This is a genomic window from Snodgrassella sp. M0110 (assembly GCF_016101465.1).
Classification (GTDB): Bacteria; Pseudomonadota; Gammaproteobacteria; order Burkholderiales; family Neisseriaceae; genus Snodgrassella; species Snodgrassella alvi.
Genome location: NZ_JACFQM010000011.1, coordinates 26,069 through 49,532 on the forward strand (window position 1 = coordinate 26,069; position 23,464 = coordinate 49,532).

Annotated in this window: 28 protein-coding genes; 25 read left to right on the forward strand and 3 right to left on the reverse strand. The window is 38.5% G+C overall.

What is annotated here, in order from left to right; genetic code table 11:
* From H3T84_RS10800 to H3T84_RS10885, 18 genes are all read left to right on the forward strand, one after another.
* A complete protein-coding gene (locus H3T84_RS10800; RefSeq protein WP_198219098.1) occupies positions 1–2,136 on the forward strand; it encodes a hypothetical protein in 2,136 nt (711 codons plus the stop codon).
* A 1-nt stretch (position 2,137) separates the two neighbouring features.
* Entirely contained in the window at positions 2,138–3,571 is a 1,434-nt protein-coding gene (locus H3T84_RS10805) for a hypothetical protein (RefSeq protein WP_198219099.1), read from the forward strand.
* A gap of 11 nt (positions 3,572–3,582) precedes the next feature.
* Positions 3,583–4,131 carry a hypothetical protein gene (locus tag H3T84_RS10810; RefSeq protein WP_198219100.1) on the forward strand — a complete coding sequence of 183 codons (549 nt, stop codon included), beginning with the start codon at positions 3,583–3,585 and terminating at the stop codon, positions 4,129–4,131.
* Entirely contained in the window at positions 4,128–5,120 is a 993-nt protein-coding gene (locus tag H3T84_RS10815; RefSeq protein WP_198219101.1) for a hypothetical protein, read from the forward strand. Before H3T84_RS10810 ends, H3T84_RS10815 begins: the two co-directional genes overlap by 4 nt.
* An 18-nt stretch (positions 5,121–5,138) precedes the next feature.
* Positions 5,139–5,711, forward strand: coding sequence for a hypothetical protein (locus tag H3T84_RS10820; protein ID WP_198219102.1), 573 nt, complete (start codon positions 5,139–5,141; stop codon positions 5,709–5,711).
* A 49-nt stretch (positions 5,712–5,760) separates the two neighbouring features.
* Positions 5,761–6,600 carry a hypothetical protein gene (locus H3T84_RS10825; protein WP_198219103.1) on the forward strand — a complete coding sequence of 280 codons (840 nt, stop codon included), beginning with the start codon at positions 5,761–5,763 and terminating at the stop codon, positions 6,598–6,600.
* Positions 6,601–7,042: 442 nt separating this feature from the next.
* Positions 7,043–7,945 carry a hypothetical protein gene (locus H3T84_RS10830; RefSeq protein WP_198219104.1) on the forward strand — a complete coding sequence of 301 codons (903 nt, stop codon included), beginning with the start codon at positions 7,043–7,045 and terminating at the stop codon, positions 7,943–7,945.
* Between the two features lie 532 nt (positions 7,946–8,477).
* Positions 8,478–9,317: an antA/AntB antirepressor family protein gene (locus H3T84_RS10835; RefSeq protein WP_198219105.1), complete on the forward strand. Its 840-nt coding sequence runs from the start codon at positions 8,478–8,480 to the stop codon at positions 9,315–9,317.
* A gap of 58 nt (positions 9,318–9,375) precedes the next feature.
* The gene (locus tag H3T84_RS10840) at positions 9,376–9,660 is read left to right on the forward strand and encodes a HigA family addiction module antitoxin (RefSeq protein ID WP_198219106.1); all 285 of its coding nucleotides are present in this window, start codon (positions 9,376–9,378) and stop codon (positions 9,658–9,660) included.
* Between the two features lie 219 nt (positions 9,661–9,879).
* Positions 9,880–10,839: a P63C domain-containing protein gene (locus tag H3T84_RS10845; RefSeq protein WP_198219107.1), complete on the forward strand. Its 960-nt coding sequence runs from the start codon at positions 9,880–9,882 to the stop codon at positions 10,837–10,839.
* Between the two features lie 150 nt (positions 10,840–10,989).
* Entirely contained in the window at positions 10,990–13,263 is a 2,274-nt protein-coding gene (locus H3T84_RS10850) for a tape measure protein (protein WP_198219108.1), read from the forward strand.
* A 207-nt stretch (positions 13,264–13,470) separates the two neighbouring features.
* Positions 13,471–14,472, forward strand: coding sequence for a hypothetical protein (locus tag H3T84_RS10855; protein ID WP_198219109.1), 1,002 nt, complete (start codon positions 13,471–13,473; stop codon positions 14,470–14,472).
* A 44-nt stretch (positions 14,473–14,516) separates the two neighbouring features.
* Complete coding sequence (locus H3T84_RS10860; RefSeq protein ID WP_198219110.1) at positions 14,517–14,993, forward strand: hypothetical protein; 477 nt, start codon at positions 14,517–14,519, stop codon at positions 14,991–14,993.
* Positions 14,993–15,325: a hypothetical protein gene (locus tag H3T84_RS10865; RefSeq protein WP_174832920.1), complete on the forward strand. Its 333-nt coding sequence runs from the start codon at positions 14,993–14,995 to the stop codon at positions 15,323–15,325. The genes H3T84_RS10860 and H3T84_RS10865 overlap by 1 nt, the downstream gene beginning before the upstream one ends.
* Positions 15,326–15,570: 245 nt before the next feature.
* A complete protein-coding gene (locus tag H3T84_RS10870) occupies positions 15,571–16,029 on the forward strand; it encodes a Panacea domain-containing protein (protein ID WP_198219111.1) in 459 nt (152 codons plus the stop codon).
* A 63-nt stretch (positions 16,030–16,092) separates the two neighbouring features.
* Positions 16,093–16,374 carry a BrnT family toxin gene (locus H3T84_RS10875; protein WP_198219112.1) on the forward strand — a complete coding sequence of 94 codons (282 nt, stop codon included), beginning with the start codon at positions 16,093–16,095 and terminating at the stop codon, positions 16,372–16,374.
* On the forward strand, positions 16,371–16,583 hold the full coding sequence (locus H3T84_RS10880; protein ID WP_025330149.1) for a BrnA antitoxin family protein: 213 nt from the start codon (positions 16,371–16,373) through the stop codon (positions 16,581–16,583). The genes H3T84_RS10875 and H3T84_RS10880 overlap by 4 nt, the downstream gene beginning before the upstream one ends.
* Positions 16,584–16,778: 195 nt before the next feature.
* Positions 16,779–17,285, forward strand: coding sequence for a TIGR02594 family protein (locus H3T84_RS10885; RefSeq protein ID WP_198219113.1), 507 nt, complete (start codon positions 16,779–16,781; stop codon positions 17,283–17,285).
* Here H3T84_RS10885 and H3T84_RS10890 read toward each other — a convergent pair.
* Both H3T84_RS10890 and H3T84_RS10895 read right to left on the reverse strand, forming a co-directional pair.
* Positions 17,239–17,907: a hypothetical protein gene (locus H3T84_RS10890; RefSeq protein ID WP_198219114.1), complete on the reverse strand. Its 669-nt coding sequence runs from the start codon at positions 17,905–17,907 to the stop codon at positions 17,239–17,241. The two genes, H3T84_RS10885 and H3T84_RS10890, sit on opposite strands and share 47 nt — an antisense overlap.
* A gap of 42 nt (positions 17,908–17,949) precedes the next feature.
* Positions 17,950–18,090, reverse strand: a complete 141-nt coding sequence (locus H3T84_RS10895) for a hypothetical protein (protein ID WP_198219115.1) — start codon at positions 18,088–18,090, stop codon at positions 17,950–17,952.
* A 789-nt stretch (positions 18,091–18,879) separates the two neighbouring features.
* On the opposite strand from H3T84_RS10895, the gene H3T84_RS10900 reads away from it, so the two are divergent.
* Entirely contained in the window at positions 18,880–19,215 is a 336-nt protein-coding gene (locus H3T84_RS10900; RefSeq protein WP_198219116.1) for a hypothetical protein, read from the forward strand.
* A 165-nt stretch (positions 19,216–19,380) separates the two neighbouring features.
* On the opposite strand, the gene H3T84_RS10905 is transcribed toward H3T84_RS10900, so the two are convergent.
* Positions 19,381–19,734: a helix-turn-helix domain-containing protein gene (locus tag H3T84_RS10905; RefSeq protein ID WP_198219117.1), complete on the reverse strand. Its 354-nt coding sequence runs from the start codon at positions 19,732–19,734 to the stop codon at positions 19,381–19,383.
* Between the two features lie 224 nt (positions 19,735–19,958).
* Here H3T84_RS10905 and H3T84_RS10910 point away from each other — a divergent pair, with 224 nt between their 5' ends.
* From H3T84_RS10910 to H3T84_RS12535, 6 genes are all read left to right on the forward strand, one after another.
* Positions 19,959–20,954 carry an SHOCT domain-containing protein gene (locus H3T84_RS10910; RefSeq protein ID WP_198219118.1) on the forward strand — a complete coding sequence of 332 codons (996 nt, stop codon included), beginning with the start codon at positions 19,959–19,961 and terminating at the stop codon, positions 20,952–20,954.
* 169 nt (positions 20,955–21,123) lie between these two features.
* Entirely contained in the window at positions 21,124–21,654 is a 531-nt protein-coding gene (locus H3T84_RS10915) for an inorganic diphosphatase (RefSeq protein ID WP_198219119.1), read from the forward strand.
* Positions 21,655–21,957: 303 nt separating this feature from the next.
* Entirely contained in the window at positions 21,958–22,137 is a 180-nt protein-coding gene (locus H3T84_RS12530; protein ID WP_370524134.1) for a T6SS effector amidase Tae4 family protein, read from the forward strand.
* Positions 22,138–22,332: 195 nt separating this feature from the next.
* On the forward strand, positions 22,333–22,773 hold the full coding sequence (locus tag H3T84_RS10925; RefSeq protein ID WP_198219121.1) for a type VI secretion system amidase immunity protein Tai4: 441 nt from the start codon (positions 22,333–22,335) through the stop codon (positions 22,771–22,773).
* Between the two features lie 63 nt (positions 22,774–22,836).
* Complete coding sequence (locus tag H3T84_RS10930) at positions 22,837–23,178, forward strand: type VI secretion system amidase immunity protein Tai4 (protein ID WP_198219122.1); 342 nt, start codon at positions 22,837–22,839, stop codon at positions 23,176–23,178.
* A gap of 46 nt (positions 23,179–23,224) precedes the next feature.
* Positions 23,225–23,356, forward strand: coding sequence for a T6SS amidase immunity protein Tai4 family protein (locus H3T84_RS12535; RefSeq protein ID WP_370524135.1), 132 nt, complete (start codon positions 23,225–23,227; stop codon positions 23,354–23,356).
* The last annotated feature ends 108 nt before the right edge of the window (positions 23,357–23,464 follow it).

Sequence of the window (23,464 nt, forward strand, 5' to 3'; positions counted from 1 at the left end):
ATGTTAAATAATTCCGGACTAAACAGTACAGTGCTGGCTACTGAGCACATGAGCAAAAACGAGCCTGTAGAATTGCTTGCTTTAGCGCAGACAGTAGAATCACGGCAAGAATCAGGCATGTTGCTGGATTTGGCTCAGACTGTTATCAGTGTTCAGGAATTGGAAACAAGGCTTGATCTGGCGCAGACAGTCAACAGCGTGGTTGATTCTATTCTGCTGGATTTAGCGCAGACGGTAATCGGAAATGCTGATTTTGCACCGATGCACGGCTCCCAGTCTATAGGGATGGAAGGCTTAAATTACGCGGTTAAAGTATATATTAACGGTGATGAGCTTGACCCGTGCAGAATGCTGCGCAGTTGTGAGATCAGTTATTCAGAGGGCGAATCCGCAAAAGCGACGCTGTACCTGAAGGAAGATTGCGGTCAGGTCGATATGTATCTCTACTACAATCAGCTGATTACCATTTACGCCCAGAACGAAAAATACACTTACCCGTTATTTACGGGCATTGTTGATATTCCGGATATCGATTTTATGAAACGGACGCGGACAATAACCGCCAGCAATGACCGGAGTAATGCAGTCGAAAAACTCGGGGCGGATACTGTACGCAAAATAGGGTACTGGTGTGAAAGCGTTTTTGGGGAGTTAGATCAGTACGATTCATTGAATGCCGAACTTACGGACAGATTAAGCACCATTCCTGCTTCTTTTGATTTTGATCCGCGAGGGCAGGCTGTATTAACACCGTGGAAGCCAAAAACCAAGCCGGACTGGGTGTTATCAAACTGCGACTGTTATTACCGGCAGTTTAACTTCAGGCTTGGCGGAGCCACATCGTTAATAAATCAGGTTGAAATTGAAGTACATCACCAGTTTGACCGGTTGTTTCACCGGGAAAATTATTATAGCTACAATTATTGTGGCTTTCAGTCTGACATAGATTACGTTGTTAACGTTCGCCATGAAGGACCGCCGCCTAAATTTGATGATATTTACAGCGCAGCCAGCAGTGGCGGGTGGCTGGTCGGTAATTTCCAGACAAAAGGAACACCGCCCAGCGGCTGGTATGGCACGATTTATTTTAGTGCCGCAGATTATGAATATGATTATCAGCCCACAGGCAGCAAAGATGCGAACGGCAACCCGATTGTCAATGTGGTGCAGGTCGCGAAAACTAAAGCAAAAGGTGATTTATATGCAATGTGGGCAAACTGGAGAGCCATGCGGCGCTGGAAACAGGCAGTAGATGAAAAGTACCCGATTGTAATCAAAAATACTGCATCAATCCGTTTGCATGGGGTTAAAAGCGAAAAATTAAGCTATACCATCAAGCATGATGCGGATAAAAGCAAACTCGCCAGAAACTGGGGAAATGAAAAAAAATATTTCCTGCCAAAAGGCGAAAGGCAACCCAATGGCGATTACACCATTAATGTCGATGAGGTTATCCCGAATGAATTCGCCCGTGCTATGCAGGTTATTTACCAGGCAGCATATACAAAAATTCTCGAATCACACCGGCATAATGAGCTGAGTTTAATTGCCAAATTTGCGCCCGCGATTACTTTAGATAATACAATTTTTGTCGATACGGATAAATTTACCGGCAATGTAAAGGTTAAAAGCTATACGCATAAATTTAATTTCCTTTCTTTGCTGGGGGAAACCGAGTTAACCGGAGCCTGTTATGTTAATCCGCTTAGTAACTCTTCGAAACTAACCGCATTTCCTAATCCGCCATCACGCCCTGAGCTGCCTTTAGCCAGTTATAAGCCCTATATCAAATTAAACGATTATGTAGTGCCCTATGGCCAGCAAATTATCGAAAATGATCCGGACGAGGACATAAACCCAGAAGATAGAGAAGAAGAAAAGCCGCAAGACCCGAATCACAGCGAAATAATTATCGGCTCAACACCGTTCAGGCTGTATGAATGTCAGGGATATGTACGTATAGAAACGGGCTATTACTACCACGATAAAAAGGTCAAGCGCGGTTATGCTTTTCGTATTCAAACGCCGGATATAGAAGAGGCAAGTACTGATACAGCGGAAGTCGACGCCGGGGAGACAAGTATTGAAGTCGATGTACCGGACGGTAATATTGACGTGTTTATGAGGTGTTATTGATATGAGTAACAGGCAATTGCAGGAGAATTTAAAAAAGCTTTTAGGATTAAACAACCGCAATGAAAAGCCGGCAAACCGCCCGCGCGTTCTTGGTGGCTCAAGCGTCGCAAAAATGCCGGCATCAGAAAAAGCACCGGATATCTGCGCGCCGCCGTCAGCCATGCTCCGGTTTGATAATCAAGGCACCCCTACTGCTAAATCAGCCCGTATTATTGACGGGCTTTTTGATGTCAACACGGGTCGTCAGGTGCGGATATTTCTTGATCCGTCTGCTTTTATCTGTGAGAACGTAACTACGTCCTCAGAATATATCTGGTACAAATTGCAGATCAAAGAGAAGTTAACGGCCAGACAGCAAACCATGATAGGCGATTTAGACAGTCCGGTATTGCAGGGGAATAAATGGAGTACCTATCTGGATGTATACGGCATTTTTACCATGCCGGACAATTCGACTATGAGCTTTTTAGACAGCAATATTAAACAGCTTAAGATCTTAAACCGGACAGCAGCAAATGCGCCGGTTTTTTTCTCAACCGTACCACTTAATCAGCAGCTTATTGAGGAGAATAAGGATAAATATAAAAAGGCAGTTACCGAAATCGCCAGTTATTTCAACAACAACATCGACGGGTATACCGGTAAATATGTTACCCAGAGACTGTCCAAACACAAAACCAATACCTGCATTATGGAAACAGCCTATGTATGGCCGCCGCAAATAGTTGACATGTTTAATGATTTTAACAGTTATCTGAATCTCGATTTATCCAAGAAACAGGACGGATTTTGTAAATGGGTCAGCAATGCTGATAATCTGTTTTATACCACTGGAGATAAATTTGATTATTCAGGCGGCAGCTGGTACTGGGGTATAAATCCGCCGGACAGCAAAGATTACGACAGCCGCTGGCGGTTTGCCGATGATTTAACCTATGGCGCAGTTTATTTGCTTGCCAGACGCAATCTGAAATTACAGGAAACCGGCACACTACAGCCATTAAATGAATGGTATATCAACAGTTATGACGATGCGAAAAAAGGCACACAGTTTGCGGATATGGCGGTATCCCTGTATTACCGCCCGCGCTATAAAGAGGATGGCAAAACTCCAACTACCGAGGCGGATTACGTCTTACAGGGAACGATTGAGCCTAAGGGCAATAAATATCTGTGGAGTGTCGATATCTGGCCGGATGATGCGATCATTGAAATGCGCTTCAGTCCGATAACAGGCAAATTTATGCCTCTGCACCCGCTTAATCCTGAATTACTTCCGAATAACCTTAATAATTTAAGCGGACTGAATTTACAGGACAACAAAGATAATCAGTACAGCCTGACTTTAAGCAATGCCGGTTTTTTATTAACCAGTGCAACGGCGGGTAAATCATGGCTGATTGGTTACGATGACTACATACTTATCGAAAAATAAGAAAGTGTAACATGCGATGCTATATAAACAATTTTAGCGCCACGCTGGTTGAAGGACTGGACGAAAACAAAAACAAAGCCTATTTAATTTTAGAGGACCAGGCGATGCAACTGTTAACTGATACTCTGACCATAAGCGACGGCGGTTTTTTTATTCGTCTGACCCTGCAAAACGAAGACGCAACAGTATTTGAGCTTATCGACGTTTACAAAGGCTATCGCGGCGACCTGTTTATTCTTGGCGGCGGCAGAGAGGGTACGCAGCCGGCAGCTTGGGCAGCCGGTACGCGGGTTTTGTGTGCGGCTACTGCCGGCAGTTTCCGTGATACGGCACCAACCCGCACAATCGAACGCTATCCGGAAAATTCCGCAATCATCATTGAAATTGATTACCGCGAGGGTAAATCGCAGCAGATTAATTTAATGCATTTTTCTAACAAGCCGAAGAATTATTCTGTTTATTTCAGCAATATGCAGGACGGGGAAAATATGCTGCTGGAACTGCCGACCGATGAACTGCCGGTATTTTTAAATGCTGACGTATTAGGGGTGCAATCATGAGTACATTAGTTCAGGTGTTCAGACATAACGGCTGGTATTATGTGCAGCCGCTGGGTAAGCCCGGTGTCCGGATAACCGCCTATTTTCCATTCACTGCCAAGCAATACAAAGATAAAACTGTTTTCCTGGATGAAATCACCGGACAAAACAAATATCCGCTAAGGGCAATTACATTAGAAAATTTATGTCACCGGATTCACGGCAACGATAATGCCTTGCTGATCAATAAATATACAGGTGAGACGTATCACGACAAGATGCTCGGCGGTTCAGATTCGCTATTGTTTGGTAATGCGCTGACCATTCGCATTAAGCCGGGCCACTTTGAAGAATACCCGATGATCCTGGCTGTGCTGTATGGCAAAAAAGGCGATTCTCACGGCAAGGATGAAATGCTGATTATTGCTGTTCAAAATTACCAGCTTGTCACTTATTACTATAAAGAAAATGGCGATTACGATTCCTTAAAAAAAACCGAAACCGGTTTTTATATTAATAAAGACGATAAATGGACAAGTATCGGGCTGAATTTCCGCAGTGAAACCGGCTACGGCTTAGCCGGTGCGTATTCTATGCGTACAAGCAAAGCAAATCTTAATATCACTCCCTTACAGGAATTCAGTCATTTATGGCTGTTCGGAATGATGACCGAATCAGATGTTTATTGTAATGAGGATGAATATGAATTGTTGGTTTTTCAGGGCGGGATTGCTAAAGCCACCGTTTACAGCGCATGTTTCGATTATGATGGATTCGCTGCCATTTTTGACGAGGACGAATACGACGACAGCAAGGATCAGGGCGAAATTTTAATAGATGTCCCCAGCGGCGGACTAATCGCAAAAATCTATACCTCTGTTACGAGTACTGGCGGCAGTATCCCCGGCGGCGGCAATGACAATGGCGGCGGCAGTACAGGAGGCGGCGGTACCGGTAATGGCAACGGCGTGGATATCGGCGGCTCAGGTACGCAAAACCCGATAGGTTAAAAACGGAGTAAATGAATCATGGCTTTTAAGTTATACACTGATAAAAAGATGGAAAACGACGCCTGGACGCTTTCATATAACTATAACAGTACTGGCAGCATTGATACGCTGCTGTATTTTGGCAGCCCGAATCCTAAAGAAACACTGACACCGGCAGAAGATGAACAGATAACCCTTACACCGGTTAATACAGCTACGCCATGGGAGCCTAATCAGGTTTATTCTATTAATCAGATTATTGTAAATCCCGCTGGTATCATGTTTCGCTGTGTTACCGGAGGAAAAGGCAGCGCAGCCGAGCCTGAATGGTGGCAAGTTGGAGGCGGCACTATCGGTAGAGCGACATTCATATGTCTGGGTCCTATGTTCCGGCATACAGATATTAAGCTTGCTTTAAACAAAAGTGATTTAGACACCGCAAAAGGCGGTGAAGGCATTGATCTGGGAAAACAGTTACAGGGCGGTGTTGCCATACCGGTTTATATCCGTGATACCAATAACTCATATGAGCCACGCAACGATACATTAGATGCCTGCCGCGGGCTGGAATTGAATAAAACAATTACCACAACGGACACCACCGATTACTAATACTGTATTAAAGTGTAACCTTTTGTCGGTAAAGCAAAAGGGTAAGTAAATGGGGTTTAAGAATCTATATGCGCTTTTAGGAGTTGCGCCAACTGCAACAGAGACAGAGATAGTAAAGGCGATGCGGCAGTTGGCGCAGCTTCAATTAGTATCTTTAGAAGATCTGAAGCTTTGTAAAGAAACTCTGTTAAATCCTGAGGCGCGCAAAAAATACAATGCGCAGTTATTTGCTGAATATCCGGAGGTGTTAGAAGAGTTAACTAAACCAAAAGAGCCTGAGGCTAAGCCTGAACCTGAAAAAAGGAATTTAAAAACTCGGGGCAAACAAAAAAATAACCGTAAATTATGGGTATATTCTGCCATTTTCATATTAATTGTTTTGGCTGTAGCATCAGGTATAGCTTATAAATATTACAAGCCAATATTTGAAGTTAAAAATGCAGTAAAAGATCTATTAAAAGATCCGGAATCAGCAAAATTTTATGATATTAGAAAAGTTGTTAACGGCAAGACTATAAGTTACTGCGGCGAAGTAAATGCAAGAGCAATGTTGGGCGGTTATGGAGGCAAGCAGCGTTTTATTTATGAAGAGGAAGATAAAAAAGCTACTATGGTACCATCGTCTAAGCCGCTAGATGAAAATGTAGAAGTATACATAAGTGCTTTATGGAAAGTACGTTGTGAAAAACTTAATTATGATGAGGTAATGGATGGAGTTAAACATTGGGAAAAATTAGACTCACTTAGAAAAGAGGCTAAAGAAAGTCTAGATAGTCTTATTGAGTACAAATATTCTGGGTCGTCCAGCTATAAGGAGGCAGAAAATATGTATCAACAAATAGTAGATAAAACACAAGATGCTAAAAAAAGAGTATCGATTTATAACTAAATTATTAATTCTTTAGTTTTAAAATATATACCACTCTTCGGAGTGGTTTTTTAATTCAAGGAGTGCAAATGTTTTGGCTAAAATAGAAAACATGTTAATGTTAATGTTAATGTTAATATACAAAACATGAGTGTTAAAACTTCATCAAATACAGTTAGTGGGAATACTGTAGCAGCGATGAAAGAACTACAAAACTATACGTTTAACCAGCTGAGGTGCCATTTAAGAAGAAGTAATTGAAAGGCACCCTAAAAAGGTAGCGACTTGAAGAATTTAGATGAGGATAAAGACAAGAGCGAAGCAAAATTGCTTGATACCTTGTTTTAGAATTTGATTCTAATTACGCAATCAGCTACGCTAAGGACTAGGCGTGGTGTCATGCATAATGCATAGGTTTGGGCACCACCATAAATTTATAATTATCAAATAGTTAGGGGTAAATATGAGTGATTTGGGCACCACCCCATTTCAGTATCAAATGTTTAAGGTTGAGAAACAAGTAGAATTTGAGGATGTTGAAATGGGCGTCCTTAATGATGGGACTCCATATCTAACTGGGCGTGGCTTGGAAAAAATCTGTGGAGTTAGTCATGGGCAACTCCATAGATTTGTTACCGATTGGGATAATGAAAGATTTAAACCTAGAGGCAAGATAATTCAACAATTGCTTGATACCCAAAAGTATCAAGGTAATAGCTTATTCCTGCGTGCACATTATAACGGTACAGAGGTGCTTGCATTTACCGAACCTGTATGTATTGCCGTATTAGAATACTATGCTTTTCATGCTTCTGATAAAAAAGAAAAAGCTCAAAACGCAATTAGAATATTGGCAAGAAGTAAATTTAGAGATTTTGTCTATCAAGCAGTCGGCTATATTCCATCAAGTGCAGATAAATGGAAGCAGTTCCACGACCGAGTCTCTTTGACGTATGCTTCAGTTCCTGTAGGCTATTTTAGTATATTCAAAGAAATTGCTGATATGATTGTCGCTATTGGTCAGCATGGAATATATATTAACGATTCATTTGTGCCTGATATTAGCGTAGGAAGAGAGTGGGCGAAATACTGGAAAGACAATAATTTATCTGATAAATATAGCCAATGCTCGGATTATGAACACAATTACCCATCATATTTTCCTCAAGCTAGGTCTAACCCGCAACGCGTAAGATGCTATCCTGAGGATGCGCTTGGTGAGTTTCGAAGATGGTATAGAAATGTATATGTTGGAGAGGGTAAATTAAGAAACTATATAAATAAGAAAGTTTTAGATTTAAACATTTCTTCTGAATTTGCAGATAAAGCACTTGAGGAATATGAAAAATTATTACTTCCTGGTTAAACAATATATTACACCCTGCTACTGTTTTGATTTACTCAAAGTCATAGGTTAGTTACAAGACTCTTGTCTTGGGTGAGTAGGCAATTATATTAATAATACCGTTTTTGTTTAATTCCACTTTAGAGTGGAATTTTTAATTGTTTATAAGTAATTGATTTTTCCTAGGAGCCGAATTTTCGGCCGCTAGGGAGATAAATATAAGTTATTGATTATTTCTAGAAACGTAAAATTGCGTTTCTAGGAATAAGTAACCATCTTAATGTTCAGATTGACAAATTCGTTTAGGCTTGGCATTATTTAATCCGAGGTTTCAAAGCCTTTAACAAGCGGTAATCACCCCGTCAGCGTGATTTTTTTGTGTCCATGATTCTATCAATGTCTACTAATCCAATTGACATATGATTCCTTTATGGCCGAGAGGGTGAAGAATACAATACCCGCAAGGGGAATAATTCCAGCCTACTTGTTAAGGTCTTTGAACCTCTCGGCCACCCTTTTGGGTTAATTTCAAGATATTAACAAGGAATCTATCATGAACACTTCTTTTTTAGTCCCTGTCTTTTCTGGCAGTTTTAATACCCAAACTGAACTTCTTTGTAATGCACGTGATTTGCATAAAGCTTTGCAGGTTGGTCGAGACTTCTCAAATTGGATTAAGGGAAGAATTGAAGAGTATAAATTTTTTGAAAATCAAGATTATATTTTGATTCGCCAAGATGGGCGAATCAAAACTGGTCGAGGTGGGGATAGAAGAAGTAAAGAATATCACCTCACATTAGACATGGCTAAAGAACTGGCGATGGTAGAAAAAACTGAGGTAGGTCGTCAGGTACGAAAATATTTTATTCAATGTGAGCGTGAAAGATTTATAGGAATACAGCATAAAGCCCTCAGCCACCTAATCAGTAAAGAACAGGCAGATACAATACAACGCGCAGTAGAAGAGCGCAGTCAGCGAACAGGCGAGCCGTATCAGAAAATATATGCCGGATTGCATACCTATCTGAACATCGACAGTTACAGAGCCATGCCGGTTGAGCATTACACCGCTGCACTGAAATACTTGGAAAGCATACCGAATGCGCCTGATATGTTTAAATCTGCTGTTGTTGAAAACAATGTTTTGCGCACTATCAATACAGACGGACGCTGGCTGGTTATTGTTGAAAATAACAGAGTTACATATGCAGAGAATATCAATGGTTATAGTTGTATCAAGGCTGATGTGTTTAAAAAGCTGTTGATACAGACAAAGCAGCAGGCAGAATATCTGATAGAGCTGGCAAAACGCATGAGGGTAATATACGGAGAATGCGACAGCTCAAGGTTAGATCGCCCGATTGAAGAGCTGCATCCTAAGTTTATTATTTAATTGTAATCATAATAAACCACTCTACGGAGTGGTTTCTGGGTTTTAGGAGGTTAAGCGTATGAGTATGCATAGTCCTTGCCATGCAGGTGAAGTATTAAAAGAATATTTAGGTGATACCAGCATTAGTACAGCTGCTAAACATTTAGGAGTAACGCGGGCAGCTCTGTCTAGAATCATTAACGGGAAAACCGGAATCAGTGCGGATATGGCAGTAAGGTTATCTATCTTATTGAATACCAGCCCGCAATTCTGGCTCAATATGCAGGTAAATTATGATTTATGGAAAGCTAGTCAGAAATCACATGCCGATGTGGTTCCACTAAATACAGCATTATCCATCTAACAAAATCAAGCCAACATCTAGCTGGCTTTTTATTTATCCAAAATTAACTTGCTGATACAATAGTATAAATTAAATTAACAATAAAGATTATTATTTGAAAGGTATAAGTCATTTTGCTTTTTGTCATAAAACTACAGACGGTGATTTATTAGCTTGTTTAGATGAACAATAGAATAAATGTATATCTAATTTAATGTTTAATTTGTAAAGGAACAATTTATGTCTAAAAAAAAGCAAATTATTGATGCTATAGATACATCTTTTGATAATGGGGCAAATGATAAATCAAAAAATAATTTACGCTATGCTTTATTGTCTGGAGCTCTTCCTATAGGAGAAATGGAATTACAGTGTGCAGTTTTAAATGATGAAACTAGAGTTTTAACAGCCACGTCTGTTTTTAAAGCATTTAAGCGTTCAAGAAAAGGCATAAATTCCCGGCTTGAAATAGATGGGACCACAATCCCCCCCTTTTTAGCTGCAAAGAACTTAAAACCATATATAAATCAAGATGTTATTAGTAGGACCATTTTGATTAAATATAAAGATGGAAGCACTATAAAAAGTGGCTATAATTCAGAGTTACTTGTTGATATGTGCGAAATATATTTACAAGCTAGAAGAGATGGAGTTTTAACCGAGAATCAGAAAAAATTAGCCTTAGAAGCTGAAATTCTTCAGTCTGCTTTTGCTAGAGTTGGTATTGCGGGTGTTATTGATGAGGCTACTGGGTATCAAAAAGTTAGATCCAATGATGCTTTACGAGTTCTATTATCAAGATATATTGCTGATAGTTTAAGAAAGTGGGTAAAAACATTCCCTGATTCTTTTTTTTATCAACTTGATAGATTGTATGGTAATGAGACGACTACTTCAAAGAATAGACCCAAATATTATGGAAAGTTCATTAATACTTATATCTATGCTCCTATTGAAAATGGATATATCAAAGCAGAACTAGATAAACTAAATATACGTGATGATGGTTCACGTAAAGCTAAATTTCATCAATGGCTTACAACTGATGGTAGAGATGTTTTAATACGCCAAATTGGTAAAGTAGAAGCTAGAGCGGAAATGTTTAATTCAATTGAGGAGTTTAAACAAGCTGAGAAACATCAGAAAATTATATCAATAGCACCTTATCTATTTGATGAAATGAATAAATTAATTCTCTAATGAATATTAGCGCATATTTAAAAGTTGTTTTTTAGTATGGATAATTGAGTATAAAATTTGCTTATTATTTGATTGTGTAACAAATTCAAGCCAGCCATGCGCTGGCTTTTCTATTGCAGCCTTCGGGCTGCTTTTTTATTGGAGTCTGCCATGTCTGATATAGCTGAATTAACCGCCAAAATCAGTCTAGATGATGCGCAGTTCATTAGTGAACAGCCGCGTATCATAAATTTGTCCGAACAGCTGACGATTAAATTTGACAAGATTGTACAGGCTGTGGCGGGCTATGCGAAAAAACTTAATAGCACCTCAGTAGAGGTAAAAAAATTATCGCAAACTCAAAGCAGCTTTGTGTCTTATGTCGATAAAGCCTCTGCTTCTCTGTCTAAAGGTGCTGATAGTGTAAGCAAAGCGTCTGCACAATATGTGAGATTCAGGGAAAATGTTTTACTGGCTAAATCTGCTTTGCAAGCTTTCGATGGTGTTAATGTTGGCGATGCTTCATTAGGAGGTGTTAGGCAGATTCGCAGCGAAATAAGCCAGTTAAAAGATGATCTGAAATTCAAAACCGATTTATCTGTAAATATTAAAATCGGCGATTCTGCCGGCTTTATTGGTGAACAGAAAAAAGTCGTTGAATTACTGAATCAGACAGCCGGCAAAGTTGATAAGGTTACCAGGGCAATAGCAGAATACAACAAGCAATTTAGATTATTAGTTGCCATTACCAAAAGCTGGACGCAATCACAGGCTCAGACTAGTGCCGGCATTGAAAAAATGACCGCAGCAGCCCAGCAAAATCTTGCTGTTTCTACCCGATGGACTAGACAGCTTGAATCCTTAAAGAACGAAATTAACCAATTAAAAACATCAGCAAAAGAGATTGCCGGAGTAGGACTTGTTCCTGGAAGCAGAGAAGAAATTAAACAGGTTCAGGGCGAAGTAGAAAAATTAAAAACTGAATTAGACAAGGTGAAAGCCACTGCGCCAGCAATAAAAAATGCATTTTCTACTATCGCAAAATTCACAATCGGGGCTTTTGGTATTGGTGAAGCTAAAGGAATGCTGGACACCTATACGACACTAACCAATCGTATCAAGCTGGTTACTCAGTCAGAGCAACAGTTAAAAGAAGTACGCGCCGAAATAGCACGCGTTTCAAGTAGTACCGGACAAAGCTTAGATGCAACAGCGGCAATTTATCAGCGACTGGCTCAGGCATCAGATCAATCAGGGCTTTCCGGTCAAAAGCTGTTAACAGTTACTGATTTGATTAGTAAAGCAATGGTAATTGGCGGCGGTAGTGCGCAGGCTCAGGAAAACGCGCTTATCCAATTAGGTCAGGCTATGGCTTCCGGCAAGCTAAGCGGTGACGAACTCAATTCAGTATTGGAACAGGCTCCCGGCTTGGCAATGGCAATTGCAAAAGGTATGGGTGTATCAGTTGGGGCGTTAAAGACATTAGGCAGTACAGGCAAAATCACATCGCAGCAGCTTGCTGAAGCAATTTTGAATCAGTCTACGCAGATTCAGTCAGATTTTTCTAAAACCAGCCGCACGATTGATCAATCATTACAGAACATCAAAACTCAGCTTACTATGTTTATAGGCGGCAGTGGCGAAGCGACTGGTGTGGCGAAATTGCTTGCTGATGCCTTGCAGCTGGTAGCCAATAACATTGATCTGATTGCGACGGCTGTTGTCGGCTTTTTAGGATTAAAGCTTACAGCTTATTTGCTGGCCGCAACTGCTGAAGTAACCGCCTTTACCGCATCGTTAGTGTTACAGGCATCTGTTGCAACAAAGGCAGCGCAGGCTAATGGTGTATATGCAGCTTCGCTTGGCTTAATAAAAAGCACGGCAATGGCTGGGACGTTTGGCAATATCATCAAAAGTCTGTCGACCATACGGGCAAGTATGGCTGCATTAGCCGCGACGCGTCTGGGTACCCTGGCGATTGCTTTTGCTGCGGCTGCTGCTCCAATTCTGGCTGTTGGCGCAGCCATATACACTGTTTATGAAGCGGGTAAATCGTTAATTGCTTTTTTTAAGGGTGAGGATGCATCTAATCCGATTAGTGACTTTTTTGATAAGATTTTAAGAAAAATTGGTATTCTAAAAAATGAAACAGAAACTTTAGGCGGGCTTCTATACGATCTTACTCATGATTCTAATGGCAATTTTCAGTTAGGAGGGACAGTAACACTTAAAACAAAACAGGAAGAAAAAGAAGGGAAGCAATCACAGAAAAAGCAAAATGAAAATCAGCAAGCCGCTGCTAATCTTGCTCCTTTAGGCAAGGAAGCTATCGAACTTAAAGATAAAATGCAAAAGCTTACTGACAACACAGAAAAAGCAGCAAAAGAGTTAGGGAAATCAGAAGAGCAACTAATCCGGCAAAATGCTCAGGAATTATTAAATTAGTTTAAATCTAAAACCACAAATGAAGCAGAAATAAAAGCTGTAGAAGAGCTTGTTAAGAAAGTTAATGCAGAAACCAATAAGCTGGAAGTCGGTAAACTGTCAGAAGCAATTAACAGTGCTCATGATCAAATTGCCGAAACGGTTAAAAACTTTGGCAAAACTTCGGAACAGATCGAAATATCCAAGCAGCAAATAGCGTTAGAAACCATGGCGCGGAAAGGAGCGACACAGGCAGAACTTACGGCAGCCAAGGCTAAAGTTGAGGATACGCAGAAACTATATGCTCATCAGAAAGCTCTTGAGACTGAGCAAAAATACCGCGAAGAAAACAATAATTATTTGCAAGACATGAGAACTAAGGCTCAAGAGCTTGCGGCAGAATTATCAGGCGGTAAAGATGGTTTAATAGCTTTTCAGCTTGCTGCGAAAAACGCATCAGACGAAACAATCCGACAGGCACAGGCTACTAATAAGGTGGTTGAGCAACTACAGGCGCAAATGCAAGTAACGCAGGCGTTAAACAGCTTAAGCGATCAGGTAGCAAAACTGAGAATGAATGATACTCAGAAACAGCTTTACGATCTGAAAAAACAGGGGGCAACATCTGAACAGCTAAAGCAGGCAAAAGCTTACTTAGATCAAATTGAGCGGGACAAGCAATTACAGGAAAAAACCAAAAAAGCCGCTGAAAAACTGGATACAGCAGGAACATCTTTAACTGATGCAGCTAAGGCAATCGGTAGTTTTGGCTCATCAGCAAGAGATAATCAGGCTAAGGAAGAAGAAAGGAAGAAAAAAGAACAGGCAGAGAGTGAAAATTCTGTGATCGGTTTTATTTCAGGGAAAGGAAAAATTGATGATTTAACCGTCGATAAATTGAATATTCCTACTCTTCCGGCAAATATTAGTCTGCCGCCACAGCTAAAAAATGGTGGTTTGGCTAATACGAAAGACGGCTTAACTGATCTGGTAAAAGTGTCAAAAATTGAAACGCAGAATTTATCAGTTAGTAATAAGTTAGCCAACGATGCCAGCCCGAAATCGGCAGATTCGAAGGCATCAGCCGGAGCCACGGAAACGCTAAAAATTGATTTTACATACAACGGAACTAAGCTTATAGGCGAGATACTCACCAATCCTATTTTTAAAAAACAATTTATACAATTCTTTGAGGGATTAATAGCTGATTTAGCCAAAAATTTAGCTTAAATAATACGCCTGTAACAGGGCATTTTTTATGGAGTAAATATATCATGACAAAAGCAATTAAATGGCTGTACTGGCTGCTTGATTTGCGGTTTCTACCGGACAAACTGCAAAACTGGCTATTCGGTACCGGCACGCGAATAATCGAAGTACTGAACGGATTCGCTATGCTGGGTTTTGCGCTGGTGTTTGGCCTGCATGGTGACGAGATAATTAAGGAGGATCTATACGGTAAATTCCCGCATTTATACCCTAAGGTATTCGTCACGATTTTAATAGTAGTCGCAATCGGGCAGCTATTTGCTGCCTTTTTTCATTCCAGCCGCAGCAATATTTTATCCGGGTGTTGCCTGTTGTGGTCGGCGCTGATCTGGTTCGTGATATCAGGAACGTTTATCGCCGCCTATCCGCCACTGTCCACAGGCATGACCACCTATCCACTGATTGCCATCATCTGTGCACTGGCCGGCAGAAATCTGATTAAAAACACACAACAGGCAGAAGATAAAAAAGGCGGTGAATGATGAATGAAGCATTTACACTGGCAACATGTTTTGCCCTTGCCGGTGGCTTTCTTGGCTCGCTGGTAGTGTCTGATTACCGACGCTACGGGGTAATGCTTACTGTGACATTCATCATTATAGGGATGGTTTTTTCAGCCGCTATAACAGAGTATTTCTTCACGCAGAATCACCCGTGGCTGTTTGCCGGTGCCGGTGTGTTTGCCGGAATGGCTTCGAAATCTCTGTTAGACGCATTCAAAGCAACTGCGCCGAAGCTGGCTAAAAAACTGATTAATGCTGTGTGTAACAGAGCAGAAAAGATAATCGGTGATACAGATGATAAGCATAAATAGGGTGCCGGCTGCATGGCTAACTTGATTCTGTTACGCAATCAACTGCTATGATGCATGATACATAGGTTTGGGTACCACCCTAAATTTATAATTATCAAATAGTTAGGGGTGAATATGGGAGATTTGGGTACCACCCCATTTCAGTATCAAATGTTTATAGTGATTTGATTGTGTAACAGATTCAAGCCAGCCATGCACTGGCTTTTTATTGCAGCCTCTGAGCTGCTTTTAAAGGACATTTGTTTATGGCTTATTCTGCTGTTTCAGTGGCTAATTCTATTATTAAGTTAGCAAAAGAAAAAGGAATTAATGATTTAACTCCTATGAAGATCCAAAAACTGATGTACTTTGCTCAGTTCTTTTATTTAAAGAACTTTGAAGATGGTATTTTGATTGATGATAACTTTGTTCGTTGGAGATTCGGTCCTGTTATTCCTTCACTTTATTATCAATTGAGAAGTTATGGTTCTAAACCCGTTCATGATTATATTCGACAATTATCTCCAGACTATGAAGCGATTGTATATATGATGTCGAAAAAAGATTCGACAAGTTGGGATTTTCTTGATCAGGTTTTTGATAAATTTGGCCATTTAGATGTAATTTCATTATCTGCTTTAACACATCGTAAAAATTCATCTTGGAGTGCTGGTGCCATTGATACAGTTATAAATATAGATGATATGAAAAAATCATCTTTATAAGAATTAACTACTTGTTATATCTTTAAAATATAAATATAATATATTTACAACTAAGGGGATAGAATGATTAATGGCTTTGAATGGAGTCAGGAAAAAGCAGCAAGCAATATCAAAAAGCACGGTGTATCATTTGATGAAGCTGTTACGGTATTTTGGGACGAAAATGCTTTAATAATTAATGATCCAGATCATTCCGAAGATGAAGACCGTTTCATATTGCTAGGGATGAGTGAAAATTTACGTGTATTAGTGGTTATTCATTGCGAAAGAGGCAATACAATCCGTTTGATTTCAGCAAGGACGGCCACCAAGCAAGAACGCAAACAGTACGAGGCACATTTATGAAAAAAGAGTACGATTTTAGTCAGGCAAAACGTAATCCGTATTCAGGACAGCTAAAGAAAACAATCACTATTCGGATTGATGAAGATAGTATTACTTATTTCAAAGATATGGCTGATGAAACCGGATTGCCGTATCAGGTTTTAATGAATATGTATTTAAAGGATTGTGCCGAAAACAAGCGCAAGCTTGATATTAAATGGACTAAGTGAATTTTAAAGAATTGAATAAGCTGCCAGTAGGCAGCTTTTTTCATGTCAAAAAAATACCCTCATGACGGAGGGGAGTCTCTGAGGGTTAATCGTGGTAAGAAGTTTTGAAGCAGTTCAATAATACAAGAATAAATTTAAATTATCTATACACAGCAGCCGTTATGGCTGCTTTTTTTATGCATGAAAGGTTTAGCAATGAATGAATTATCATGGATTAGTGAGGCACGCAGGCACATCGGTTTGCGTGAGATTAAAGGCGCTAAACACAACCCGACAATCATAAAATGGCTTGATGATATGGGTAAGTACAGTACGGAAAGCAAAGCATGGTGGCGTGATGATGAAACGCCATGGTGTGGCTTATTTGTCGGGCACTGTTTGGGTGAAACTGGGCGATATGTGGTCAAAAACTGGTTCAGAGCCAGAGAGTGGGATAATGCTCAATTAATGACCAAGCTAGATAAACCCGCATATGGCTGTATTGTTACCTTTACCCGGCAGGGTGGCGGTCATGTTGGTTTTGTTGTGGGAGTAGACGCAAAAAATAATCTGATGGTACTAGGCGGTAATCAAGGGGATGAGGTCAAAATTGCTGCTTTTTCACGCAGTAGGGTAACCGGTTATTACTGGCCTAGCATATGGTCTGGTAAAGCAGTTAAATCATCTCCTTTACCTGGTCGATATGCGCTCGCTTATAGGTAATCTTTCCTTTAACTCTACCACCATTAATATTTTCAATGGTGAAAGTGTTAACACTTCCATCAATCAATCCACCATCGTTGATAATTTCATCTGCATCAACACTACCACGGATTCGACTATTTTTAGAATTAATAACCTTAGCTATAACATCTCTGCTAAGCCTAGCATAATCACGCAAGCTTATACTATTAGCTTTAATTTCTGCGCAAATTCGTGTACCTCCACTAATATCAATCTTATCAGCATTTACAAAGTAAGCGAAGACCCTTCCTTTTCTGTTGGCTGTTAATTTTCCATCTACATTAAGACTACCTTTGATGTAAATAAGCTCTTGAGTAGAAACATCGCCTTTAATATGTACATCACCGGGGTAAAAAAGATTACCTATTAAATTATTAAGTTCTAAAGGTGGATAAGTGGGAGGCAAGCAATCTACTAACCATTCTCCAAAATCTCTATAATCTAACTCTTCATAACCTAACTCTCCGCATCGCTTCAATACCTCTAAAGCTTCTCCGCCATTAGGGAAATGCTGTTTAAAAGCTTGAAGCCCATCTTTACAAGCTTTCATTTCTTCAAGCCATTCTTGAGTAATTATGAACTGTTTTTCTTTAGCTTCCATTTTTATTCTCCAATAAAAAAGCCAGCGGTTAGCTGGCTTGGGTTAGTTAATCAAATTGGCATTATCTGCTTTAAGACTACGTACATCATCAACCGTGGTGGAGAACACCACAGTTGAATTCTGGCAATTGTTAATCAGTCGTGGTGAGCTCCACAACAACTGAATTTTAGATATTTCACCCAACCGTTTCGATCTCCATAACGGTTGAATTCTGATAATTTGATTCAGTTGTTATGATCTCCATAACGACTGGATTCTGTAACGAGATTGGCAAAATTTAATTTAGCTTTATTAAAGTAATTTTTATACTGATATTAAGAAGAGAGTAGGGCAATTAATATAAAAATAATCACGACAACTGAATAATAGTTAATGCTTATACATAGAAGCAAAACTACGGGTTTAGTTGTAGAAATCGAATTTTAATGACAAATAATTTTTGCCTTATTTAAGCCAAACTAAACTAAAACTAAGGTAAATGAACTAAAATACGCAGGCGGTTCATTTATTAAAAAACAATAACTTAGATAATTATTTATCAGACTCTTAATCCATTTGTCCAGGGTTCGATCCCCTGACGACCCACCACAAATTAATTTCTTAAATTCAATAGGTTATATGTTTTTTTTTGGGTTTTAATGAATAGCCCATTGAGTTTTTATTTTTTCATGCAATTTGCATAATTGCTGTCAATCTTAGCTGCATTGTGTGTCTAAATAACCTTGATTAACTTTAGTAAACTGCCAGAAACGCGCGCGTATTGCAGATTCGTCGACCCATGTTTTTTCTCCACAAAATCCCGAAACAAATGCCCTAAATTTTTTATTTAGGTTATAGAATCTGGATCGAGGAATATTATGAATTTTTTAGTCAGAAAATGTATAGTTTTTTATAATAGCTTTTATAGTTATTATTTCGTAACATTTATGGATCAATATATTTAGGTTAACATGTAGTAAGGGGTTGGTTGATATGCATTGTTTAGTTCGTATTGCTTTTGTTATATTGGCTTGTTCAGTGACATCAATGGGGTTTGCTTATGAGTATAGCCAACCAACTATCGATAGTTATATGAGCTATTGTACGTTTGGCGATTTTTTTGGTAAGGCTCGCTGTGAATGTGCTATTAAAGAGATACAAAAATCGATGTCAGAAGAAGACTATCAAGCAGCAATTAAAGAGGGGGTTAATACTGGCGAAATAAACCCTGAGGCCTTGGATGTTTGGAATCATGCCCTCAACGTTTCTTGTCGGGATGTTCAATCCCCTGATGATCCCCCACCACAATTCCCATTTGTGCTGCCTTAAATCAAGCCTTTTGTGTTTTTACATAGTTTTGAATGCAAAAGCAGCTGAAATCTTTCCATAAATATGGAAAGATTTCAGCTTTGTACGTGTAATGATTTCTTGGGCATAATTTTTATTATCACTTAGCTTGTATACGCTTAACAAGCAGATTCTTCGGGGTAGCAATCACATATACACCATCGCCACGATATGTATATTAGAATCTTTGAATTTATCAGTTTCAGAGTCTGCGAATAAGTCAATTTGCTTGAATTGAATATATCCGTTTCGTGCTTGATTCTCATAAATTATTTCATCTAATTTATAAGCATTTTTCATTTGTCCATTACCAGTTTCCAACCATACAGGGTCGACACCAAGTACCTGTGCAATTGTTGCTATATTTGTACTTTCTTTATTGCGTCCTGATTCAAGGGCAGCAATTGCCGACTGGGCTCTGCCAATTCTGGTTGCTAATTTCCTTTGACTTATTCCTTTTTCAAACCGCGCTTTTTTTAAGTGTTCTTTTAAACCATTCATATTATTACCTTAAAATAAAAGGTACTATTTTCACCATTGATGACTGTCGATGAAATAATTTTTAAGTTATAAATCTATTGAGACTATAAGAATCAAATTTCAAGTAACATCAAAAATAATTTCAATGCCCGGATTCCAGAAACAAATAAAAATTTGCTATAAATAAATCTTTAATTTATGTTATAACCTTTATATATGAACAGTCTGCATTAAAGGATTAGGGTATGGATAAATCTTCTATAACTGAAGAATTGGAAGCATTATTTGATTTGCTTGAAAAAGGGGCGATTACTAAAGAAGAGTATGAAGCTCAAAAAGCTTTACTCTTATCAAATCAAAAGCAACAGCCTATAAATACAAATATATCCTTCCCAGAATCTGTAGAATCTCAGGATGAATCAATCCCAGTATTTATAGAACAGCCTGCTCAGGTTCAAAATCAGCAATCTCACAGTAACAGTGTCAAGATTATTTTAATTATCATGATTGGAATAATCATACTTGTAGCGATGTTTTTTATTTTTTTCAGCAATAGAGCAAATACTTCCCCTGTTAATGACCAAAATACTCTTTCAGCCAGTATGGCCAGTAGTGTTATCACAGTGAATGCCCAGCAACCCAGTGATACAACTTCGGAAGCAGACACAGATGAAACAGGTTTGAATCTTAATAAAAAAACACCTGAAGAACTCAATAAACTATTGATTAAATTTCAGCAAGAGCGTGCTAATGCAGTAGCTAATTTACGCTCTGTATGGGCTGGTCTTGATCCTGATTTCAAAGCAACAGTGCAGCAAGAACAGAAAGATTGGGATAGCACCGCATTAGCAGCTAATTGTTCTTTATCAGGTTACAGCACACCATTAGCACAACAGGTAGCTAATCAGTATTGCGAAACCATGATGCTAAATAGCAGAGCCCAAAGTTTACTGGATGAACAGTCATCTTCTCTGGCTGATATAAAACAGGAAAAAACAGCTCAAATGGATAAAATGGCAGCTGATGCGTTAAAAAGAGTAAACTTAACTTGGTCAACAATTCCGGAAGATATACAACAGAACCTGAATCAGACTTTTGAACAGTGGTCTGATGAGGTAAACCAATATTGCCTTTCCAGACCAACAGCCCAGAATCTTACTGAAACTCAAATAAATTATGATAATTGTGTCATAAAAAAATCTGAAAGCAAAATCAAAGAACTGAACGGCTATAAAATCTAGTTTTAATCCAAAAGGCAAATTTAATCATAGTTTGCCTTTTAGTAAATACTTTCGAATACGAATAGCTATGAATTGTTTTTTACCCGGTAAAATTTAAATAAAATATGGGCAAACAAAAAACCATTGTTTACAATACGCCTACTTAAACTTTAAAGCAGGACATTTAATTATGGCAGATTTTAATCAGATTCTAGATGCTGGTAATGTAGACGGCGGTATTATTAATGTAGTAGTTGAAATTCCGGCCGGATCAAACCATAAAATAGAATGGGACAGAAAACTGGCTACCATGAAACTGGATCGCGTTGAACCTGTTATTTTTGCTAAACCAACCAACTATGGGTTCATACCGCAAACACTGGATGAAGATGGTGATGAACTGGATGCATTAATCATTACCGATCAGCCATTGACTACCGGTATTTATCTGGAAGCCAGAATTATTGGCGTAATGAAATTTGTTGATGATGGCGAAGTGGATGACAAAATTGTTGTTGTACCAGCCGACGATCGCAATAATGCAAATGCAATTCAAACATTGGCCGACTTACCAGCACAATTAATAAAACAAATTGAATTTCATTTTAACCACTATAAAGATTTAAAAAAGGCCGGTACAACTCAAGTAACACATTGGGGCGATATAGGCGAGGCAAAAAGTATTATTCGTGAATCTCAGCAACGCTGGAAACAAAAATAATTTAAACATAGTATCTATGCAAACATAATATTCGGGATTGCTGCGAAATTTGATGTTTGGTATGTTCAGATATCGCAGCAAATTTTCAAATACAAAAACTTAATTTCTTTAAAGGGAATTACAAAAGGGGGTAAACCGCAACAAGTTAACAGACACCAAAATATAAACAGACCGCAGCAGGGTATACGTCCACTTTTTAGTAAAGCCTGGGCTGATTCTCAGATAATCTACAATAAAAATGATACTAAACAAGAACGATGAGATCGAGTTGCTGGAATCATTGGCGGTCAAGTTGCCCGTAATATTTATAATGAAGATCCCAAACAAAAATGGAATAACACTTGTGCTGTTCGCATGAGTTACATTTTGAACTTTTCAGGATTAAAGATAACACCTGCAGGTAGAAAAACTGTATCTAGAAAAGATAAAAATTGGTACGATTATCGAGCAAGTTATTTAATTGATTTTTTGAAAACACAATGAGGGAACCTAAAATTATAAAATATCCCACTGTGATTGGAAGAAAAGAATAATTTTATTCTAAATTTCAGGGTGGTCTGACGCTATAGGCCATGCTACGCTATTTAACGGGAACACATATTACGATCATTGTTATTTTAGAGAAAATGAACCAGAAGCAGATTATATAACAGATCGCGCTTATTTTTGGGGGTTAAAATGAAAAAAATTCAATTACAAATTTTATGCAGTTGTTTATTATTGTCATCAATATGTAATGCATCAGAGCTTCATTTAAATGCCATGACACCTGAAGCAATAAATCGAACTTTTATCCAAAACTTTAAAGATATGGTTTTTGCATCTTGTGTAGCAAAGGCTTATAAAGATGATGGAAATGCAGGGATAGATGCAGGAAGCAGTGTAACTGCTCTACAGGACTGGATTGATTACGACCTTGGTAAAAGTATAGATGAAAAAACGAGATTGATTAATTCTTATTTATCACGTGATTATTTTAATCCATTGGCTGAATCAGAAGTTAAAGGTCTTAAATTTGACTTTTTAAAATGTCTGGACCTTTATCATAGTAAAGAGCTTGATAAACTTGCCAGAAAAGTCGTTCCATATCCCCAAAGAAAAACAAGTCAAGGATATTAAATTTGATATATTAGACAATTTGAATAAAAAACAAAAATATTTGATTTAAATAAGAGGATTAAAATGAAAAAGGCGAAATTAAAAATTTTTTATAGCTGTTTTTTATTATTACCTTTAATATGTGTCGCATCAGATATCCCAAAACATACATTTAAACATGATTATCCAGATGCACCAAAACGTACTTTTATACAAAACTATAAGGATATGGTCTTTGCATCTTGTTTAACTAAAGCATATAAAGATAATAAAGATATAGTAAAAGATGTTGGTAGTAGTGAAGGTGCATTACAGCAATGGGTTTCTTACGATATAAATGAAAGCGTAAATGAAGAGTTTAAAATAATTAATTCTTATTTATCTCGTAATTATTTTAATCCAATAGTGGAGGCACAATATAGTTAATACATATCTTTCACGTAATTATTTTAACCCGCTTGCCGAGGCAGAGATAAAGGGTATCAAATTTGATTTTTTAAAATGTTTAGACCTTTATCACAGTAAAGAGCTTGATACTCTTGCAAGAAAAATGATTTCACATCCACACGACAAGGTAAAAAATAATTGGCTTAAGCTAAAGTAAAAAATTAAGATTTAATTTTCTGATCACAGTGAAAAAGAAAAGCAAGTTAAGGATATGATATTAAATTTGATATATTAGACAATTTGAATAAAAAACAAAAATATCTGA

Bases quoted from the DNA above. Each gene is read 5' to 3' on its own strand.
- H3T84_RS10865 (WP_174832920.1), top strand. From the start codon at position 14,993: ATGAATGAAGCATTTACACTGGCAACATGTTTTGCCCTTGCCGGTGGC.
- H3T84_RS10930 (WP_198219122.1), top strand. From the start codon at position 22,837: ATGAAAAAGGCGAAATTAAAAATTTTTTATAGCTGTTTTTTATTATTA.
- H3T84_RS10835 (WP_198219105.1), top strand. From the start codon at position 8,478: ATGAACACTTCTTTTTTAGTCCCTGTCTTTTCTGGCAGTTTTAATACC.
- H3T84_RS10860 (WP_198219110.1), top strand. From the start codon at position 14,517: ATGACAAAAGCAATTAAATGGCTGTACTGGCTGCTTGATTTGCGGTTT.
- H3T84_RS10890 (WP_198219114.1), bottom strand. From the start codon at position 17,907: ATGGAAGCTAAAGAAAAACAGTTCATAATTACTCAAGAATGGCTTGAA.
- H3T84_RS10905 (WP_198219117.1), bottom strand. From the start codon at position 19,734: ATGAATGGTTTAAAAGAACACTTAAAAAAAGCGCGGTTTGAAAAAGGA.
- H3T84_RS10820 (WP_198219102.1), top strand. From the start codon at position 5,139: ATGGCTTTTAAGTTATACACTGATAAAAAGATGGAAAACGACGCCTGG.
- H3T84_RS10870 (WP_198219111.1), top strand. From the start codon at position 15,571: ATGGCTTATTCTGCTGTTTCAGTGGCTAATTCTATTATTAAGTTAGCA.
- H3T84_RS10915 (WP_198219119.1), top strand. From the start codon at position 21,124: ATGGCAGATTTTAATCAGATTCTAGATGCTGGTAATGTAGACGGCGGT.
- H3T84_RS10805 (WP_198219099.1), top strand. From the start codon at position 2,138: ATGAGTAACAGGCAATTGCAGGAGAATTTAAAAAAGCTTTTAGGATTA.
- H3T84_RS10900 (WP_198219116.1), top strand. From the start codon at position 18,880: ATGCATTGTTTAGTTCGTATTGCTTTTGTTATATTGGCTTGTTCAGTG.
- H3T84_RS10925 (WP_198219121.1), top strand. From the start codon at position 22,333: ATGAAAAAAATTCAATTACAAATTTTATGCAGTTGTTTATTATTGTCA.
- H3T84_RS10810 (WP_198219100.1), top strand. From the start codon at position 3,583: ATGCGATGCTATATAAACAATTTTAGCGCCACGCTGGTTGAAGGACTG.
- H3T84_RS10815 (WP_198219101.1), top strand. From the start codon at position 4,128: ATGAGTACATTAGTTCAGGTGTTCAGACATAACGGCTGGTATTATGTG.
- H3T84_RS10800 (WP_198219098.1), top strand. From the start codon at position 1: ATGTTAAATAATTCCGGACTAAACAGTACAGTGCTGGCTACTGAGCAC.
- H3T84_RS10880 (WP_025330149.1), top strand. From the start codon at position 16,371: ATGAAAAAAGAGTACGATTTTAGTCAGGCAAAACGTAATCCGTATTCA.
- H3T84_RS10855 (WP_198219109.1), top strand. From the start codon at position 13,471: ATGGCGCGGAAAGGAGCGACACAGGCAGAACTTACGGCAGCCAAGGCT.
- H3T84_RS10910 (WP_198219118.1), top strand. From the start codon at position 19,959: ATGGATAAATCTTCTATAACTGAAGAATTGGAAGCATTATTTGATTTG.
- H3T84_RS10850 (WP_198219108.1), top strand. From the start codon at position 10,990: ATGTCTGATATAGCTGAATTAACCGCCAAAATCAGTCTAGATGATGCG.
- H3T84_RS10825 (WP_198219103.1), top strand. From the start codon at position 5,761: ATGGGGTTTAAGAATCTATATGCGCTTTTAGGAGTTGCGCCAACTGCA.
- H3T84_RS10840 (WP_198219106.1), top strand. From the start codon at position 9,376: ATGAGTATGCATAGTCCTTGCCATGCAGGTGAAGTATTAAAAGAATAT.
- H3T84_RS10845 (WP_198219107.1), top strand. From the start codon at position 9,880: ATGTCTAAAAAAAAGCAAATTATTGATGCTATAGATACATCTTTTGAT.
- H3T84_RS10830 (WP_198219104.1), top strand. From the start codon at position 7,043: ATGAGTGATTTGGGCACCACCCCATTTCAGTATCAAATGTTTAAGGTT.
- H3T84_RS10885 (WP_198219113.1), top strand. From the start codon at position 16,779: ATGAATGAATTATCATGGATTAGTGAGGCACGCAGGCACATCGGTTTG.
- H3T84_RS10875 (WP_198219112.1), top strand. From the start codon at position 16,093: ATGATTAATGGCTTTGAATGGAGTCAGGAAAAAGCAGCAAGCAATATC.